Origin of the sequence: Microcystis sp. M_QC_C_20170808_M9Col, assembly GCF_007095495.1 — a bacterium.
GTDB lineage: Bacteria > Cyanobacteriota > Cyanobacteriia > Cyanobacteriales > Microcystaceae > Microcystis > Microcystis aeruginosa.
In genome coordinates this window covers 1-15,089 of sequence record NZ_SFBZ01000294.1, presented here as the reverse complement: position 1 = coordinate 15,089, position 15,089 = coordinate 1, and the positions used below count along the sequence as shown (strand labels likewise).

General features: G+C 44.0%; 15 protein-coding genes and 1 pseudogene. 8 read left to right on the top strand and 8 right to left on the bottom strand.

From position 1 onward, the window contains the following. Positions 1-337: 337 nt before the first annotated feature. Positions 338-538, bottom strand: coding sequence for a type II toxin-antitoxin system VapC family toxin (locus EWV68_RS18720; RefSeq protein ID WP_002763255.1), 201 nt, complete (start codon positions 536-538; stop codon positions 338-340). A 4-nt stretch (positions 539-542) separates the two neighbouring features. Beyond that, positions 543-776, bottom strand: coding sequence for a hypothetical protein (locus EWV68_RS18715; protein ID WP_287170682.1), 234 nt, complete (start codon positions 774-776; stop codon positions 543-545). Positions 777-1,419: 643 nt separating this feature from the next. Between EWV68_RS18715 and ilvD the strand changes: the two genes are divergently transcribed. The 6 genes from ilvD to EWV68_RS18685 all read left to right on the top strand — a co-directional run bounded on the left by ilvD (position 1,420) and on the right by EWV68_RS18685 (position 8,276). Further along, positions 1,420-3,105 carry a dihydroxy-acid dehydratase gene (ilvD, locus tag EWV68_RS18710; protein ID WP_061432842.1) on the top strand — a complete coding sequence of 562 codons (1,686 nt, stop codon included), beginning with the start codon at positions 1,420-1,422 and terminating at the stop codon, positions 3,103-3,105. A 315-nt stretch (positions 3,106-3,420) separates the two neighbouring features. Continuing rightward, positions 3,421-4,281, top strand: coding sequence for a tetratricopeptide repeat protein (locus EWV68_RS18705; RefSeq protein WP_287170681.1), 861 nt, complete (start codon positions 3,421-3,423; stop codon positions 4,279-4,281). A 359-nt stretch (positions 4,282-4,640) separates the two neighbouring features. Beyond that, complete coding sequence (locus EWV68_RS18700) at positions 4,641-5,075, top strand: ferritin-like domain-containing protein (RefSeq protein WP_002731529.1); 435 nt, start codon at positions 4,641-4,643, stop codon at positions 5,073-5,075. A 34-nt stretch (positions 5,076-5,109) separates the two neighbouring features. Beyond that, positions 5,110-6,030, top strand: a complete 921-nt coding sequence (locus EWV68_RS18695; RefSeq protein WP_061432844.1) for an FTR1 family iron permease — start codon at positions 5,110-5,112, stop codon at positions 6,028-6,030. Positions 6,031-6,172: 142 nt separating this feature from the next. Beyond that, on the top strand, positions 6,173-7,786 hold the full coding sequence (locus EWV68_RS18690) for an ABC transporter substrate-binding protein (RefSeq protein ID WP_287170680.1): 1,614 nt from the start codon (positions 6,173-6,175) through the stop codon (positions 7,784-7,786). 43 nt (positions 7,787-7,829) lie between these two features. Beyond that, positions 7,830-8,276, top strand: a complete 447-nt coding sequence (locus tag EWV68_RS18685) for a hypothetical protein (protein WP_287170679.1) — start codon at positions 7,830-7,832, stop codon at positions 8,274-8,276. Positions 8,277-8,452: 176 nt separating this feature from the next. Here the strand turns inward: EWV68_RS18685 and EWV68_RS22145 are convergent, their stop codons facing one another. The 5 genes and pseudogenes from EWV68_RS22145 to EWV68_RS18665 all read right to left on the bottom strand — a co-directional run bounded on the left by EWV68_RS22145 (position 8,453) and on the right by EWV68_RS18665 (position 11,807). Further along, on the bottom strand, positions 8,453-8,656 hold the full coding sequence (locus EWV68_RS22145; protein ID WP_375792687.1) for a hypothetical protein: 204 nt from the start codon (positions 8,654-8,656) through the stop codon (positions 8,453-8,455). Continuing rightward, positions 8,643-8,834, bottom strand: a pseudogene (locus EWV68_RS18680) (DUF29 family protein); the annotation flags it as partial. The pseudogene EWV68_RS18680 and the gene EWV68_RS22145, both read right to left, overlap by 14 nt. A gap of 16 nt (positions 8,835-8,850) precedes the next feature. Further along, complete coding sequence (locus tag EWV68_RS18675; protein WP_221275441.1) at positions 8,851-9,309, bottom strand: DUF29 domain-containing protein; 459 nt, start codon at positions 9,307-9,309, stop codon at positions 8,851-8,853. Positions 9,310-9,352: 43 nt separating this feature from the next. Further along, positions 9,353-10,336, bottom strand: a complete 984-nt coding sequence (gene msrP, locus EWV68_RS18670; protein ID WP_061432847.1) for a protein-methionine-sulfoxide reductase catalytic subunit MsrP — start codon at positions 10,334-10,336, stop codon at positions 9,353-9,355. Positions 10,337-10,421: 85 nt separating this feature from the next. Then, positions 10,422-11,807 carry a cytochrome P450 gene (locus EWV68_RS18665; RefSeq protein ID WP_287170678.1) on the bottom strand — a complete coding sequence of 462 codons (1,386 nt, stop codon included), beginning with the start codon at positions 11,805-11,807 and terminating at the stop codon, positions 10,422-10,424. Between the two features lie 397 nt (positions 11,808-12,204). Between EWV68_RS18665 and EWV68_RS18660 the strand changes: the two genes are divergently transcribed. Both EWV68_RS18660 and EWV68_RS18655 read left to right on the top strand, forming a co-directional pair. After that, positions 12,205-12,960, top strand: coding sequence for a TVP38/TMEM64 family protein (locus EWV68_RS18660; RefSeq protein ID WP_287170685.1), 756 nt, complete (start codon positions 12,205-12,207; stop codon positions 12,958-12,960). Positions 12,961-13,165: 205 nt separating this feature from the next. Continuing rightward, positions 13,166-14,713, top strand: a complete 1,548-nt coding sequence (locus EWV68_RS18655; RefSeq protein WP_287170677.1) for a mercuric reductase — start codon at positions 13,166-13,168, stop codon at positions 14,711-14,713. 163 nt (positions 14,714-14,876) lie between these two features. On the opposite strand, the gene EWV68_RS18650 is transcribed toward EWV68_RS18655, so the two are convergent. Then, on the bottom strand, positions 14,877-15,089 hold a 213-nt coding region (locus EWV68_RS18650), incomplete at its 5' end, for a hypothetical protein (RefSeq protein ID WP_502705779.1).

Genomic DNA, 15,089 nt, shown 5'->3' with positions numbered 1-15,089 from the left:
TTCAGTTTTTCTATTAAGCTCAACATATATTTGAAAAGTTGCCGGTCACTCCTCATTTTACCTGACAGTGATCGCTTTTACTTTTGATATTCTGATGGGAGAATGAAACAGCCCTACCCTTAATCCCCCCTTAATAAGGGGGGCATCTGATAATTTTTAACGCCTACCTACTTAGGGTTTGCTGAAAAAGTTTTTCGTGGGGGCAGGGTGTGGCCCCCCCAACCCCCCCGACTCAGGGAAAAAGTACCTGAATTTTCCCCCCAATCACTCCAAAGGTCGGCACTTTTTGAGGGAAAACAAGTCTAAAAACCCTATCCAACAAGGTTTTTAGATTTATTCAGCAAACCCTAAATAATTCTAAAACCGAAGGGATTGATGTTCTGCCTCGCTCAACAATCCAAGCCGCTTCAGCTAAAACAATAGCCGGTAAAACTAATTCACTGTTCGGGTCAGAAAGGATCGTTTTGGCATTTTTTCCCAATCGGGGATTCCCTTCTAAAAACCAAATTAAGGCGTGAGTATCCAGCACATATTTCATCGGTTTAAGACCAATCTAAGTGGTCATCTGCATCGCCCTGAAATTCGGCGAATGAAAAATCTTCTTCTGTAGATTGATCATCCCCCGTGAACATTCCAAAGCACATTAATTTGGGATATTTTTGGATTGGTTTATCTTCTAAAAATGTGATAATAACTGAACTTTCTTCTAGGTTATTGGGAGTTTCTAAAAGCTCGATCTTTCCTTGTCTATAAATGCCTTTAACTGATTGTAGCATTGACTTAGTTTCCTAATTGTTAATTAAGTTTTGGAGATAGTCTATCTAATTTTACCTTAAATATTTTCTGGAAGCATCTCAATTTTGCCACTGGAGTGACAGCATAACCCCTTCCTATATAATAAAATGTTAAGTTTAGACTCGGCTTGAGCTATGTCTTTTAGCCTATAACAGTTTCTATCTTCTTGTCAAACCAAGGATTCTAACTATTTTTTGAGATAACTTTAAGTCTCAATATCTTCCTTGATTGTTACTATTTTTACATAACTACTCTAGGAGAGCCTTTATGGTTTATCTGAGTTAAGTATGCTAAAATGATAACACCGCTTCATTAAAAACTGATTTGAGCCAATTGTTTTTATTACAAATATTTTACACACTTCAAGCAAGAGGGCTACGCCACTACTACCAAATCATTACCGTCCGCACCAACCACCATCGACAAAGAAGCGTCAGAAACTCGCCCCTTGGCGAAGCGGTGGGGAATAGTTCATTACTCCCACAGTTTTATATTTTCTTTAGACATGGACTGTCCTAAAACCTGCTCAGAGCGGCCAAAAGTCAGAAAATAGAAATAAAGGTGCGATTGGAGAACTTGAGCAGCGATCGCACATATAAGCCGCCATTGGAGAAAGATAAAGTTATGGCAGATAACTACAGAAGTCGCATTGTTACCCAAGGTACCCAACGCAGTCCTAATCGGGCCATGTTAAGAGCGGTAGGTTTTGGGGATGAGGACTTTAGCAAACCCATCATCGGCATCGCTAACGGATTTAGCACCATTACCCCCTGTAACATGGGAATTAATGATTTAGCAATGCGTGCCGAAGCAGCCACGAGATTAGCGGGGGGAATGCCGCAACTTTTCGGGACTATCACCATTAGTGACGGGATTTCCATGGGAACAGAAGGAATGAAATATTCTCTCGTTTCTAGGGAAGTAATCGCCGATTCCATTGAAACCGTCTGTAATGGTCAAAGTCTCGATGGAGTCCTCGCTATCGGGGGTTGTGACAAAAATATGCCGGGGGCAATGATTGCCATGGCCCGGATGAATATTCCCGCTATTTTCGTCTATGGTGGCACGATTAAACCGGGGCGCTACAAAGATTGCGATTTAACCGTGGTCAGTTCCTTTGAAGCCGTGGGACAGTACAGCGCCGGTAAAATCAGTGAAGAAGACCTTATCGGAATTGAACGCAACGCTTGCCCCGGGGCCGGTTCCTGTGGTGGAATGTTTACTGCTAATACCATGTCTTCCATTTTTGAAGCCATGGGGATGAGTTTACCCTATTCCTCGACCATGGCCGCCGAAGATGAGGAAAAAGCCGATAGTACCGAAGAATCGGCCAAGGTTTTGGTCGAGGCGGTTAGAAAACAGATTCTACCTAGCCAAATTTTGACCCGTAAAGCCTTTGAAAACGCTATTTCGGTAATTATGGCGGTGGGAGGTTCCACTAACGCTGTCCTGCACCTTTTAGCCATTTCCCGCACCATCGGGGTAGAATTATCGATCGATGATTTTGAAACCATCCGCCAGCGTGTACCGGTTATCTGCGATCTTAAACCCTCCGGGCGTTACGTTACCGTGGATCTGCACAAAGCCGGTGGTATTCCCCAAGTGATGAAAATTCTCCTGGTTAATGGTTTACTACACGGGGATGCCCTCACCATTAGCGGTCAGACTATCGCTGAGATTTTAGCCGATATTCCCGACCAACCGCCCTCAGGCCAAGATGTTATCCGTCCTTTTAGCAATCCTGTCTATAAAGAGGGTCATTTAGCCATTTTAAAAGGAAATCTGGCCACAGAGGGGTCCGTGGCCAAAATCAGCGGCGTGAAAACTCCAGTCATCACCGGACCTGCGCGGGTGTTTGAGTCGGAAGAAACCTGTTTAGAGGCAATTTTAGCCGGAAAAATTCAAGCCGGGGATGTGGTGGTTGTCCGTTACGAGGGACCAGTAGGCGGACCGGGTATGCGGGAAATGTTAGCCCCCACTTCGGCAATTATCGGCGCCGGTTTAGGGGATTCCGTGGGATTAATTACCGATGGTCGTTTTTCCGGGGGAACCTATGGCATGGTGGTCGGTCACGTCGCTCCGGAAGCGGCGGTGGGTGGTACAATTGCCCTAGTAGAGGAAGGGGATCAAATCACTATTGATGCTCGTCAACGTCTCTTGAGTTTAAATGTATCGGAGGAAGAATTAACCCGTCGTCGTAACCATTGGCAACCGCGCCCCCCACGCTATAAAACGGGAATTCTCGGCAAATTCGCCAAGTTAGTCTCCTCTAGCAGTCTCGGCGCTTTAACGGATCTGAATCTGTTCTAAAAGTATAACTAGGGTTTGCGGCAAAAAGTTTTTCTTGGGGGCAGGGTGTGGGGTGTGGGGTGTGGGGTGTAGGGTTTTACCGATTTTCAGGTGGTCAACTACCTAATTTTCAGGGAAAAAGCACCCACTGCTCACCCAACACTCCCACTGATAACTGATAAGACTGACGGCTCTAATTAAGTAGGTGGGTGGAATTAAATATAAGATGAACGTAGGTTGGGTTGAAGCATGAAACCCAACCCCCGCATGGGTTACGCTACCGCTAACCCATCCTACAAATAATTGTGCCTCCCTACTTACTATCGATTAATAACTATGACCTATCTATTTACTGTCTATCGAGCGCTCGAATGCCGTCCGGATAGCTATCGGGACTGGTATGACCAAGGCAATATTTTAAAAGAAAGAATGGACTATTTTGGAGCCTTAATCAGCTACGAAAAAGCCTTAGAATATTATCCAGATGATTATTGGGCATGGTACAAAAGGGGTATGATACTAGAAGACTTGGGAATGTATGAAGAAGCGGCTGAAAGTTATGCTAACGCCGCACAGGTAAAGGATGATAACTATTGGGCTTGGTACGATCAAGGTTGTGTTTATCTACAAGAATTAAAGGACTACGAAAAAGCGATCGCTTGTTTTCAACGGGCCCTAAGTCATAGTCCGGGGGACTATTGGGCGGCCTACCGGCAAGGGGAAGCCTATCGATTGCTGAAAAATTACGAACGCGCTATCACTTTCTATGATCTGGCCTTGGGGGCGCGACCCCGGGATTATTGGGCCTGGTATCGTCGCGGCGACGCTTTCCGGGATTGGGGCAATCCCCAAGAGGCTTTATTTAATTATCGTACCGCCCTCGATATCCGACCGCAAGATTACTGGTCCTGGTATCAACAGGGTGTGATCCTACAGGAATTACAGCGTTTACCAGAAGCGATCGCCTGTTATGAAGAATCGTTAAAAATCGATCAAGATGATCGCTATGCGTGGTATAATGCCGCCTGCTGTTATGCCGCCCTCGGTCAACAAGAAAAAGCGATCGACTGTTTACGGGAAGCTCTAGACATAGAACCGGATATATGTGGCGAATTAGTGCGTAATAACTTTGTTTTCGATGGTTTAAGGCAAAATGAAACCTTTAATGACCTCTTGAGTTGCTATTCCCCCAGCTAAAATCTTTTTGACTCGATCGCCTCGATTCAGCACCTAGAATTTGCTGAAAAGGTTTTTAGTGGGGTGTGGGGTGTGGGGTTTTAGGCATTTTCAGGGGAAAAGTGCCTAAAATTTCCCCTATATTGCTCAAATGGCTGGCACTTTTTTGATGACAAAAAAGCCTAAAGATATTATACTAAATCCGGTTATCAAAAACTGATTATTTATTCTCCCTATTGCCTTTTGCCTCTTGCCTTTTGCCTGTTCTCATACATAGCCCATACTCAACGGATTTAGTATTAGCCAACAAGGTTTTTAGATTCATTTAGCCGGTTTGGATTAGCTACAATTGCAATTAGAGACAAATTATTGAGAATCTTATGCGAGAACTAGACAGAGACAAAACCATCGAACAACTGAACGAAATCATGGAATTTGAACTAGCGGGAGTTGTCCGTTACACCCACTATTCCCTGATGGTGACAGGGCCCCATCGCATCCCCATCGTCCAATTTTTCCAGACTCAGGCCACGGAGTCCCTCACCCACGCGCAACAAGTTGGGGAAATTCTCACCGGTTTAGAAGGTCATCCTAGCTTAAAAATTGCCCCCATCGAGGAAAGCTATGAACACAATATCAAAGCAATCTTGAGTGAGAGCCTCAATCATGAGAAAAAATCCCTTGATTTGTACAAAGCACTCCTAGAAACCGTTGAAGATGCCAGTATTTACCTAGAAGAATTCGCTCGCGGTATGATTGGACAAGAAGAATTACACAATCTGGAAATTCGCAAGATGCTGCGGGATTTTGCTTAAGCTAGGATCAAAGCTAGAGTTTATCCACTAGCTTATGAATCTTAGTTCCGCTTTACCCACTTTTATTATCACTCTCCGGGAAGGTTTCGAGGCCGCTTTAGTGGTGGGAATTGTCCTCGCTTGTTTACAAAAATCGGGTCGATCGCAACTTAACTCATGGGTGTATCGTGGTATTGGTGCGGGAGTAGTGGCTAGTGTTTTGGTCGGTATTTTGCTAGGGGGAATCCTTTTGCAAGTGGATGCCTCTCCTAGTCCATTCGTACCAATGCTCAAGGAATTACTGGCCGCCACTTTTGGACTGATTGCCGTTTTGATGTTGAGTTGGATGTTAATTTGGATGACTCAACAGGCCAAATCCTTGAAATCTGAGGTAGAAAGTGCGGTAAAAGCGGGGTTAAAATCGGAAAATGGGGCAGGAAAAGCGATTTTTCTGCTCGTTTTTATCGCTGTCTTGCGAGAGGGATTTGAAACTGTCCTCTTTATCCTGGCCCAATTCCAAAAAGATTGGCAGATCCAAACCTTCGGTGCGATAGCGGGGTTAAGTGTCGCAACCTTGTTGGGAACTCTCCTATTTGCGGGGGGAGTAAAAATTAATATCCGTCTCTTTTTCCAAATTATGGGGACTTTCCTACTCTTAATCGTTGCGGGATTACTCATCGGTGTTTTGAAACATATCGACGCAGGAATCAGTCTTTTAAGTGAAATTGACCCTTTTTATCGCCATTTCTGTCCTTCTCTCCCCTCCTCCTGTCTTCTCGGTTTTCAAGTTTGGGACGGTTCCCAAATTTTGAGCGATCGCACTTTCCCCGGACTCCTCCTTAAATCCCTGTTTGGTTATCGTCAAAACCTCTATATCAGTCAAATTGTTGCTTATATCCTCTTTTTACTGCTTATCGGTGGCCTCTATTTCCAAAGCTTACGACAACGTCCTCAAACAGTGACCAGTGACCAGTAAACAGTAATCAGTGAAAAGATGGCAAGAAACTGCTATTTAATACTGCACACTTAAAAACTCACATCTGATAACTGATAACTTACCCACTGATAACTGTTAACTTACCCACTGATAACTGATAACTGATAACTGATAACTGATTATGACTACTTGGCAATGTGACGGTATCCCTAAAGATGGTAAAACTTATCCGCAAGCGATTGCGGGGGGTCATGAACCCTGCGAAAATACTACTCCTGATTGTCCCATCTGTGGCCTACCTAGGGAAGCGATGGATCCCGTAACAACGACGGTTAAAACCACGGTTGTGGTGTCCCCGGGGGGTACAACTAGAGTCGGCCAAAAATCGAACTGGTTACTTCCCTTCGCTTTGATAATTACCGCTTTAACCGCAGGTTTAGGGGGTTGGAGTCTATTGCAAATGCTCATTCCCAAACCCGATACTTCCCCAGTCGTCCGGGAAAAAACCCCAGACAAGCAAACCAAGGCAACTTTTGTGAGTAATACGGCTAAAAATCCCGATTTATTTAGCCAAGGTGAGAAAATACTGCTTAATTCCACTCCTAACAAAGAAAAAGGCGCAGCGGCCTTTAAAAAGGAAGATTGGTCAAGTGCGATCGCAGCTTACCAACTAGCAGCCACTCCCCAAGCAAACGATCCGGAGGGCAAAATCTATTACAATAACGCCAAAGCTAGACAAAAAGGTAATCAAAATACTATAGCCGTTGTTGTCCCCATCGCTAACGACCCCAACAGCGCCAAGGAAATTCTCCGAGGTGTGGCAAGGTATCAAGAGGAGTTTAATAATTCTAATCCGGGTAATCCTTTGGAAATAGTCATCGCTAATGATGGTGGTGGGTTACAATCAAAAGCGATCGCTGATGATCTGATTCAATCCGGTCAAGTTTTGGCAGTTATAGGCCACGGAATCGATCCTTTTAGTCAAAAAGCGATTGAAAGTTACGAAAAAGAAGGATTAGCGATTCTCTCTCCCCTGACTACCAGTGTTAGTCAAACGGGAAAATTAACCCTGAAAACTATTCCCCTTCAGGATAAATCTCAGGAAGTTTTAGGCAGTTATCTGGAAGCGGTGGCCAAAACTTTGGCTAATTATGCTAGTCAGCAAGAGAATTCTCCCTCAGTGGTTCTTTTTTATAATTCCGATAGTCCCTATAGTCAAAAATTAAGGGATTCCTTTGCTAAAGCAATAAAGCAACCGGGAGGCAAGATAGTTAAGGAAATGGACACAACCAAAGCCAATTTTAACGCTAAAACCGCCATAGCTCAGGCAAGACAAGCTGGCGCTAAGGTGGTATTTTTGGCCTTGAGTAAAGACGGCGATCGCATAAATCAAGCCGTGGCTATTGCCCAAGAATCGTCTGGAATGCTCTTATTAGGCGGAAATGAACTTTATACACCCGATATACTCATTCAAGGAGCGGATAGCATCGACGGATTAGTTCTAGCAGTACCTTGGAGTTTCCAAGCAACGGATCCTTTTGCCAAAGATGCGCTGAAAAGTTGGCGCGGTCGCGTCAGTTGGCGTACTGCTACCGCCTACGATACCATGAAAGTATTAGGAAAAGCGATCGCTAAAAGTTCTGACCGTGCTACTGTAGTCGAAACTTTAAATCGAGGAATCACCTTGCAGGGAAGCACCACGGATTTTAACATTTTTAACCAAGTTCCCTTGGTACGTGCTAATCGCGGCAATGAGGGGCCAAAGGGTTCTCAATATCAGTTCGATCCTATCTAAAATAGATAATGTGATGTCGAGGAGTAGAATCAAGTCTAATTTTATGAAGAATATCTTACCCATCCTAGCTTTGTTAATGTCGGTGTCGGGAATTGCCGTGTCTTTGGGACGGGAGGAAGTCCGATGTCATCTCGGTTTAGAATCGGCAGCTTGTCCCCAGGAAGAACAAAACATCAGCGAAGACACCCCCGCAACTACCCCCGCAACTACCCCAGAATCTCCCCGGATAGAAGAAACTCCCGCAGAAACTACCCGTAATATCGAACCTTCCCCCGAAGTTTCCCCGTCTCCTGAAAGCGAAACCCCGGTGGAATTCACTCCCATCCCGGAAAAGAACCCCAGTCCAGAAGTACCCCCCGAAAATCCCCCCACCCCAGAAACCAAAGCGGTGGAAAAAACTCCAGATGCAGAAAAAAGTCCGGATGTCAATCCATCTAAAGATGGAGAAACTGAAAGTATTCCGTTAGAAGTTATTCCCCCCGCACAGTAAAATCGGACAAAATCAATTTCTGCCGGGGTAGGGTTGATTCATGAATCAACCCTACAGACTCCAGACAGTAAAATCGGACAAAATCAATTTCTGGCTGAGGATAGGAACTCATGCACTCATGGAAGAAGTAGTTAGGGCTTGCTGAATAATGGTAAAACCCTTGTGGGTTAAGACTTTTAGAGTTTTTGTAAATCAAAAAGTACCAGATATGGGAGTGATCGGGGGGAAAATTCAGGGACTTTTTCCCTGAAAATTAGGTAATTGACCCCTTCAAAATCGGTAAAACCCCACACCCCACACCCAACCCCCCCGATGTCGGGGGGGTTGGGGGGCCACACCCTGCCCCTAGGAAAAACTTTTTCAGCAGACCCTAAGTAAATGTTCTAATAATCGGTTTAACAGACTTTTGATTGTGCGCTTTTCACTCCTCCCCATACTTGCTAACTCCTCCAGTAAATTTTCTAAATCTACCCGCTCAAACTGTCTGGCTTGCAGTTGATTAATAGTAGTTCTAATCCAGAGATAAAAGTCTTCTTCGTACAGGGTTTTATTATCCATAATTGACCTCTATATATTACTCATGGTTATTACTGGGAAACCAATCTTCATCGAGAATTTGTTCAAGGGAACCAAGGGGAATAGCGGGGAAAGTATCGAGGGGTAATTGAGTTCTAACTTGAGCCTCTTTTCTAGCAAATTGATAGCATTCCTCAAAGATTTCCAGAATATAGGGTTTTAAACTAGGGCTATCTTTAATTTCTTCGATTATTTGTCGGCGAAAGTTGAGAATTTCCCCTTTCCAGTGACCCTCATTTCTAGATTTTTCTCCTGTCCAGTAAGTTAGTTTCAGCAAATGTACCAGCAATTGAATCAAAAGATTTTCGATTTTGCGTTTTTCACTCCTCCCCATACTTGCTAATTCCTCCAGTAGATTCTCTAAATCTACCCGCTCAAACTGTCTGGCTTGCAGTTGATTAATAGTAGTTCTAATCCAGAGATAAAAGTCTTGTTCGTACAGGGTTTTATTGTCCATAAATACTTACTTTAACTGAATAAAATGGGGATAATTATTAAACTTAACTATACAAACTAGCTACATATTCACCGTAGCCATTATAGGGCAGAGTTTCGATAATTTCCCAGGATAAATCACTTCTACTGCCGATAAATTTCTCCGTTGCTTGCGACCAACGGGGATGGGGTTTACTGGGGTTCACATTAGCCTCAAAATCGTATTCGTGAGCGTCAATTGTGTTCCAGTAGGTGGCGGGTTGTTTGGCGGTAAATTCAATTTTTACTATCGATTTTGCTCCTTTAAAACCGTATTTCCAAGGAATAACCATTCGCAAGGGTGCGCCCTGTTGTTTCGGTAAATCATGCCCGAAAATTCCCACGGCAAAGAAAGCTAATTCGTTGGCCATTTCTTCAATTCTTAAACCTTCTGCATAGGGCCAGGGTAAGGCTCCTAAATGTAATCCTGGCCCCTTAGTAATTTCGGGATTATAAAAGGAGGTAAAACGGACGAATTTTGCTTCGGGTTTTGGTTCCACTGCCGCGATTAAAGCACTCATCGGAAACCCCAGCCAAGGTAAGACCATTGACCAAGCTTCCACACAACGAAAACGATAGATTCTTTCTTCGAGAGAAAAGGTTTTTTTAATAGTATCTATATCGTAGGTCTGGGGATTTTTTACCAATCCTCCCACTTCTACCGTCCAGGGATTCGTCGGTAATTTCTGCGCTTTTAACCAGATATTTTTCCCCCCTCCGAACTCATAAAAATTGTTATATCTCCCCGCTACAGTTTCGGCAGCTATGGGGCGATTTACCGTTAAAAACTGCGGATTCTTGCTGAACCCTTCAATTTTAGGTAATTGCAAACTTTTTTCTAAAGCTTCCGAGGAGGAGGATTTACCACAAGCAGTTAATAATAGGGAACTCCCCGCAATTCCTGTCCCGATTAACCCCTGTAAAAAGCGACGACGGTTAAAATAAACACTTTCGGAAGTAACTTCATTTTCGGAAATTTGCCAGGATTTAGCTAAACGAATTAAGACCATAATTATCCCCGATTTTATTGACAAAAAAACAGAGTTATGATATGGGATACCACAACTCTGATTGTACAATAGTTTGTCAGTTTTTTTAAGAAATTTCGGCGAGCATGGGGGCAGTCACCAGAGGTTCCCGTCGTCCTTTTAAGACCATGGGAACTCCTCGCGAGGGAGCAAGGGTTACACCGCGGCGGCTGGGTTTTTCGGGGGTATTATTAACTAGAGTTAACTGATAATTGGCCAAAATCGTGGCAATAGCGATTTTCATCTCGTAGATAGCTAAAACTTCCCCAATACAACGACGCGCCCCACCACCAAAAGGCATATATTCGTAGGGGGTGAATTGTTTTTCTAAAAAGCGTTCTGGTTTAAAAGCATGGGAATCGGGGAAAGTTTGCTCCCGGTGGTGAGCTAGATAAATACAACCCATAAGAATTGTCCCTTTTTCTAAAGGATAACCATCTAGTTCTACCGGTTTTTCCACTACTCGCGGAAAAGTTAACATTGCCACGGGATGAATGCGTAAAGTTTCCGAACAAACTGCCGAAAGATAGGGTAATCGAGTTATGTCAATGGGGTTAGGATTATCTCCTAAAGTGGCTATTTCTTGGAGAATTTTTGCTTTAATTTCTGGATAGCGATGAGTCCAGTAGAGCGCCCAAGACATAGCGGTGGCGGTGGTTTCATGACCGGCGAATAATAAGGTCATTAATTCATCGCGCAATTCCTTATCGCTCATCGGGTTGCCTTCTTCATCCCGGGCCGACATCAGTAGTGATAAAATATCGGTACGATTGGGGTTAGGATTAGCTTTTCTTTCGGCAATTTCTGTATAGATAATATCATCAATTTTTTCTTGGTAACGCTGGTATTTTCCCCAGGGACTCCAAGCACCCAAATCAGCCCGCAAAATTGGGAAAAATAACAAAGAAGCCATCACTGGAGAGTTAAAAATATCGAGCATTTCAGCCAGAATTTTTTTCAGGGTTTGATAACGTTCCCCTTGACTAATTCCAAAAACTGCCTCCATAATTACTTGTAAAGCAATCGCTGTGGTGGCTGAACGGGCCTTAAAAGGTTGATTTTCGGGCAATTCTGCCATTACTCTCAGGGTAATATCGCGGATTAAATCGCCGTAAAAACGCATTCTCTCCCCGTGAAAAGGTGGCAATAAAAGCTGACGGCGTTTTTTGTGGATGTCTCCGTCTAACATGACGACGGAATAATCACCAATAATCGGGGCAATAATCCGATTTGCTTCCCCCGGTGCCGAAAATTGTTTACGGTCATTAGTTAAAATTTGTTGTAGGGCCGAAGGACTACTGACAAAGATAAAATTATCTACAGTTAAACCCACTTTTGTGCTAAAAATATCGCCATGCTTGCGGGCGGCATTTTCCATAAAAGCTACGGGATTAATGATCCATTGTGCCATTTGCAGGAAGGTGGGGGCCTTGACCTTGGGGAGGATTTTCATAGATTAATTGCTATATCCAATGCTAATTATTTCTAATTGTGACATTTTTTCCCCAGAGACGGCAAGGTGTAATAAGCTGCCCGCGCATTTAAATTGCTTATTGAGATGAGGCAAGAGGCACTCTTGCAAGGGGCAAGAGGCAAAAGTAAAGGGATTAGGGGAGATTTAGCTAATCTAAGGATAGGCAGTTAAGATACCTCTTAGCTTATCAAGTAAACAGCAAAAATTACCGGGCTGTTGCTTGTCCTATCTTCTCCCAGAGACTGGGATTTTCTGGGAATTTTCAGGATTGGCTTTCTGGTCTAAACAATGATAACTACGGTAGAATAGCCCCTAGTTCTATTTAATTCGCTTTTATAGTTTAATCTCTCTTTTATTCTCTTTTTAGGGACTTGTGATGATTATTTCCCAGTCCAGCAACTGGAAAAAGCTGGTTATTTGCCGTTATTTGCCGCTGCTAATCACCTTTAGCGGCACTTTTCTCCTGACTACTCCCCCCGCTTTTGCCCTCGAATCCAGTGCCTCCACCGGTTTTAGTCCTCAAACTATTCTTTTCCATGCCTTAACTTGGGTGGATAGTTTGGGAGCCGTAGGAGCGATCGCGTTTATAATTATCTATATTCTAGCTACTGTGGCCTTTTTTCCAGGTTCAATCCTGACTTTAGGGGCTGGTGTGGTTTTTGGCTTGGTTTTAGGCTCTTTTTACGTCTTTATCGGGGCAACTATCGGCGCTGCTGCCGCTTTTCTGGTGGGACGTTATCTGGCTAGGGGTTGGGTGGTGGAAAAAATTCAAGGTAATAGTAAATTTCAAGCTATCGATGAAGCTGTGGGAAAAGAAGGCCTAAAAATAGTGCTTTTAACCCGTTTATCTCCCATATTTCCTTTTAATCTGCTCAATTATGCCTATGGTGTCACCGGGGTTTCCCTGAAAGATTATCTACTAGGTTCCGTGGGTATGATTCCGGGGACGATAATGTATGTCTATATTGGCTCTTTAGCCGGCAATCTTGCCACTATCGGGACCTCAGCACCCGCCACTAACCCAGTTTTACCATGGACTATTCGCCTGAGCGGTTTTATCGCCACCGTTGCCGTCACCCTCTACGTCACAAAAATTGCCCGTCAGGCCCTGGCATCAGTTATCAATGAATAGTAATCATTTATCAGTCAGGGGTTGGGGAAGTGGGGTGTGGGGTGTGGGGTGTGGGGTGTGGGGTGTGGGGTGTGGGGAAATTGAACTAAAACCCCAAAACCCCAAAACCCCAAAACCTAAAACCTATCTCCCGACTCCTGACTCCTATCTCCTGACTCCCCAAAACGAAAACTTCGTATCTCACCATTAAGATAACTACTTTATTATGTTTGAAAATAGCTCTAGGGAAGTTAATGTTCTCCCCATGGACGAACATAATCAAAAATTAGTTAATTATGTTCATCCTGCCGATTGGGTCAATCCACAACCCCAAGATTGTTATGATTTAGTCGTCATTGGTGCGGGTACTGCGGGTTTAGTCGTAGCGGCGGGAGCGGCGGGTTTAGATATAGGTTTAAAAGTGGCTTTAGTGGAAAAACACCTCATGGGGGGAGATTGCCTCAATTTCGGTTGTGTTCCTTCTAAATGTCTGATTCGTTCCTCTAGAATTATCGGGGAAATTGAGAAAGCCAAAAAATTAGGAATTAATATTGGGGATACTAGGGTAGATTTTGCCAGAGTCATGACCAGAATGCGGCAAATTCGCGCCGATATTAGCCCTAATGATTCGGTGCAACGTTTCCAAAAACTAGGTATCGATGTCTTCTTGGGTAGCGCTCGTTTTTTAGGACAAAATGCTGTGGAAGTGACGGGAAAAACCCTCGATTATAAAAAAGCTGTCATTGCCACTGGTGCTAGGGCTTTTCATCCCGATATCCCCGGACTAAAAGAGGCGGGATTTTATACCAATGAAACAATTTTTTCCCTAACAGAATTACCTCCTCGATTAGCTGTTATCGGTGGCGGGCCGATTGGTTGTGAATTAGCCCAAGCTTTTCAACGGTTAGGCGCGCAGGTGATTTTATTTCATAATCATTCCCATCTTTTGAATAAAGAAGACCGAGAAGCGACCGAAATTATTGAGAATACTTTCCTGCGGGAAGGAATGCAATTGATTCTCTGCTGCCAAATTGAACGGGTGACAAAAAATGAGCGGGGTAAAACCATTGAATATACTAGCAACGGCCAAGGAGCAACTATCACTGTCGATGAGATTTTAATCGCTGCGGGCCGGGAGCCTAATGTGTCAGGATTAAATTTAGAAGCGGTAGCCGTGGAATACGATACTCGTCGGGGAGTCAAAGTTAATGATTATCTGCAAACTACTAACCCGAAAATTTATGCGGCCGGTGATATCTGTATGGATTGGAAATTTACCCATGCCGCCGATGCAGCCGCCCGTATTGTGATTAAAAATACTCTCTTTTCTCCCTTCGGTTTCGGACGCTATAAGCTCAGTAATTTAGTTATGCCTTGGGTCACTTATACCGACCCAGAAATCGCCCATGTGGGCATGGATGAAACCAAAGCACAAGCCCGGGGATTGGCCACTAATACTATTAAAATTCCTTTGAGTATAGTCGATCGAGCTATCGCTGATGGGGAAACAGCAGGTTTTTTAAAAATTATTCACAAACAAGGTTCCGACCAAATTTTAGGAGCCACTATCGTCGCCGCTCACGCCGGTGAGATGATTTCTCAAATTACCACCGCTATGGTTGCTAAAATCGGACTGAGTAAACTCTCTACTGTTATTCATCCCTATCCTACCCAAGCGGAAGCGATTAAAAAGGCCGCCGATGCCTATCGTCGAACTCTCTTGACTCCTAATAGTCAAAAATTCTTGGAATTGTTGACTAAATTATCGCGTTAAAATCAATGATTGCCACCGGAGAACTGCGGCAGAACTTTGAACAATTCTGGCGGGAAGCTGCCGCACAGTTGGGGAACGCCCAATCCCTCACCGAACGGAGGCCGGGGAAATGGCAAGAGTACCAGTTGGAGAAATACCAACCCCTGACGTAGCTCTGCCCTTTTTAGAATACAAGTAAACGGTGAAAACCTTCTTGCTCAAAATGGCGATCGGTGGTTAATGCTTCATTAATATTGAACTGACGCATCAATAAAAAGCGGCTCTTCGTTACTTGGTATGATTCGATCAGGGGGCATAAATCGACTAAATCCTTATCCGGCAAGAGACTTAATTGATTAGCTCGTTCTAGATCGAAAACAATTGGGAACAATCGAAG

Coding starts and splice junctions, on each gene's coding strand:
- EWV68_RS18720 (WP_002763255.1), bottom strand. CDS start 538: ATGAAATATGTGCTGGATACTCACGCCTTAATTTGGTTTTTAGAAGGG.
- EWV68_RS18715 (WP_287170682.1), bottom strand. CDS start 776: ATGCTACAATCAGTTAAAGGCATTTATAGACAAGGAAAGATCGAGCTT.
- ilvD (WP_061432842.1), top strand. CDS start 1,420: ATGGCAGATAACTACAGAAGTCGCATTGTTACCCAAGGTACCCAACGC.
- EWV68_RS18705 (WP_287170681.1), top strand. CDS start 3,421: ATGACCTATCTATTTACTGTCTATCGAGCGCTCGAATGCCGTCCGGAT.
- EWV68_RS18700 (WP_002731529.1), top strand. CDS start 4,641: ATGCGAGAACTAGACAGAGACAAAACCATCGAACAACTGAACGAAATC.
- EWV68_RS18695 (WP_061432844.1), top strand. CDS start 5,110: ATGAATCTTAGTTCCGCTTTACCCACTTTTATTATCACTCTCCGGGAA.
- EWV68_RS18690 (WP_287170680.1), top strand. CDS start 6,173: ATGACTACTTGGCAATGTGACGGTATCCCTAAAGATGGTAAAACTTAT.
- EWV68_RS18685 (WP_287170679.1), top strand. CDS start 7,830: ATGAAGAATATCTTACCCATCCTAGCTTTGTTAATGTCGGTGTCGGGA.
- EWV68_RS18675 (WP_221275441.1), bottom strand. CDS start 9,309: ATGGACAATAAAACCCTGTACGAACAAGACTTTTATCTCTGGATTAGA.
- msrP (WP_061432847.1), bottom strand. CDS start 10,336: ATGGTCTTAATTCGTTTAGCTAAATCCTGGCAAATTTCCGAAAATGAA.
- EWV68_RS18665 (WP_287170678.1), bottom strand. CDS start 11,807: ATGAAAATCCTCCCCAAGGTCAAGGCCCCCACCTTCCTGCAAATGGCA.
- EWV68_RS18660 (WP_287170685.1), top strand. CDS start 12,205: ATGATTATTTCCCAGTCCAGCAACTGGAAAAAGCTGGTTATTTGCCGT.
- EWV68_RS18655 (WP_287170677.1), top strand. CDS start 13,166: ATGTTTGAAAATAGCTCTAGGGAAGTTAATGTTCTCCCCATGGACGAA.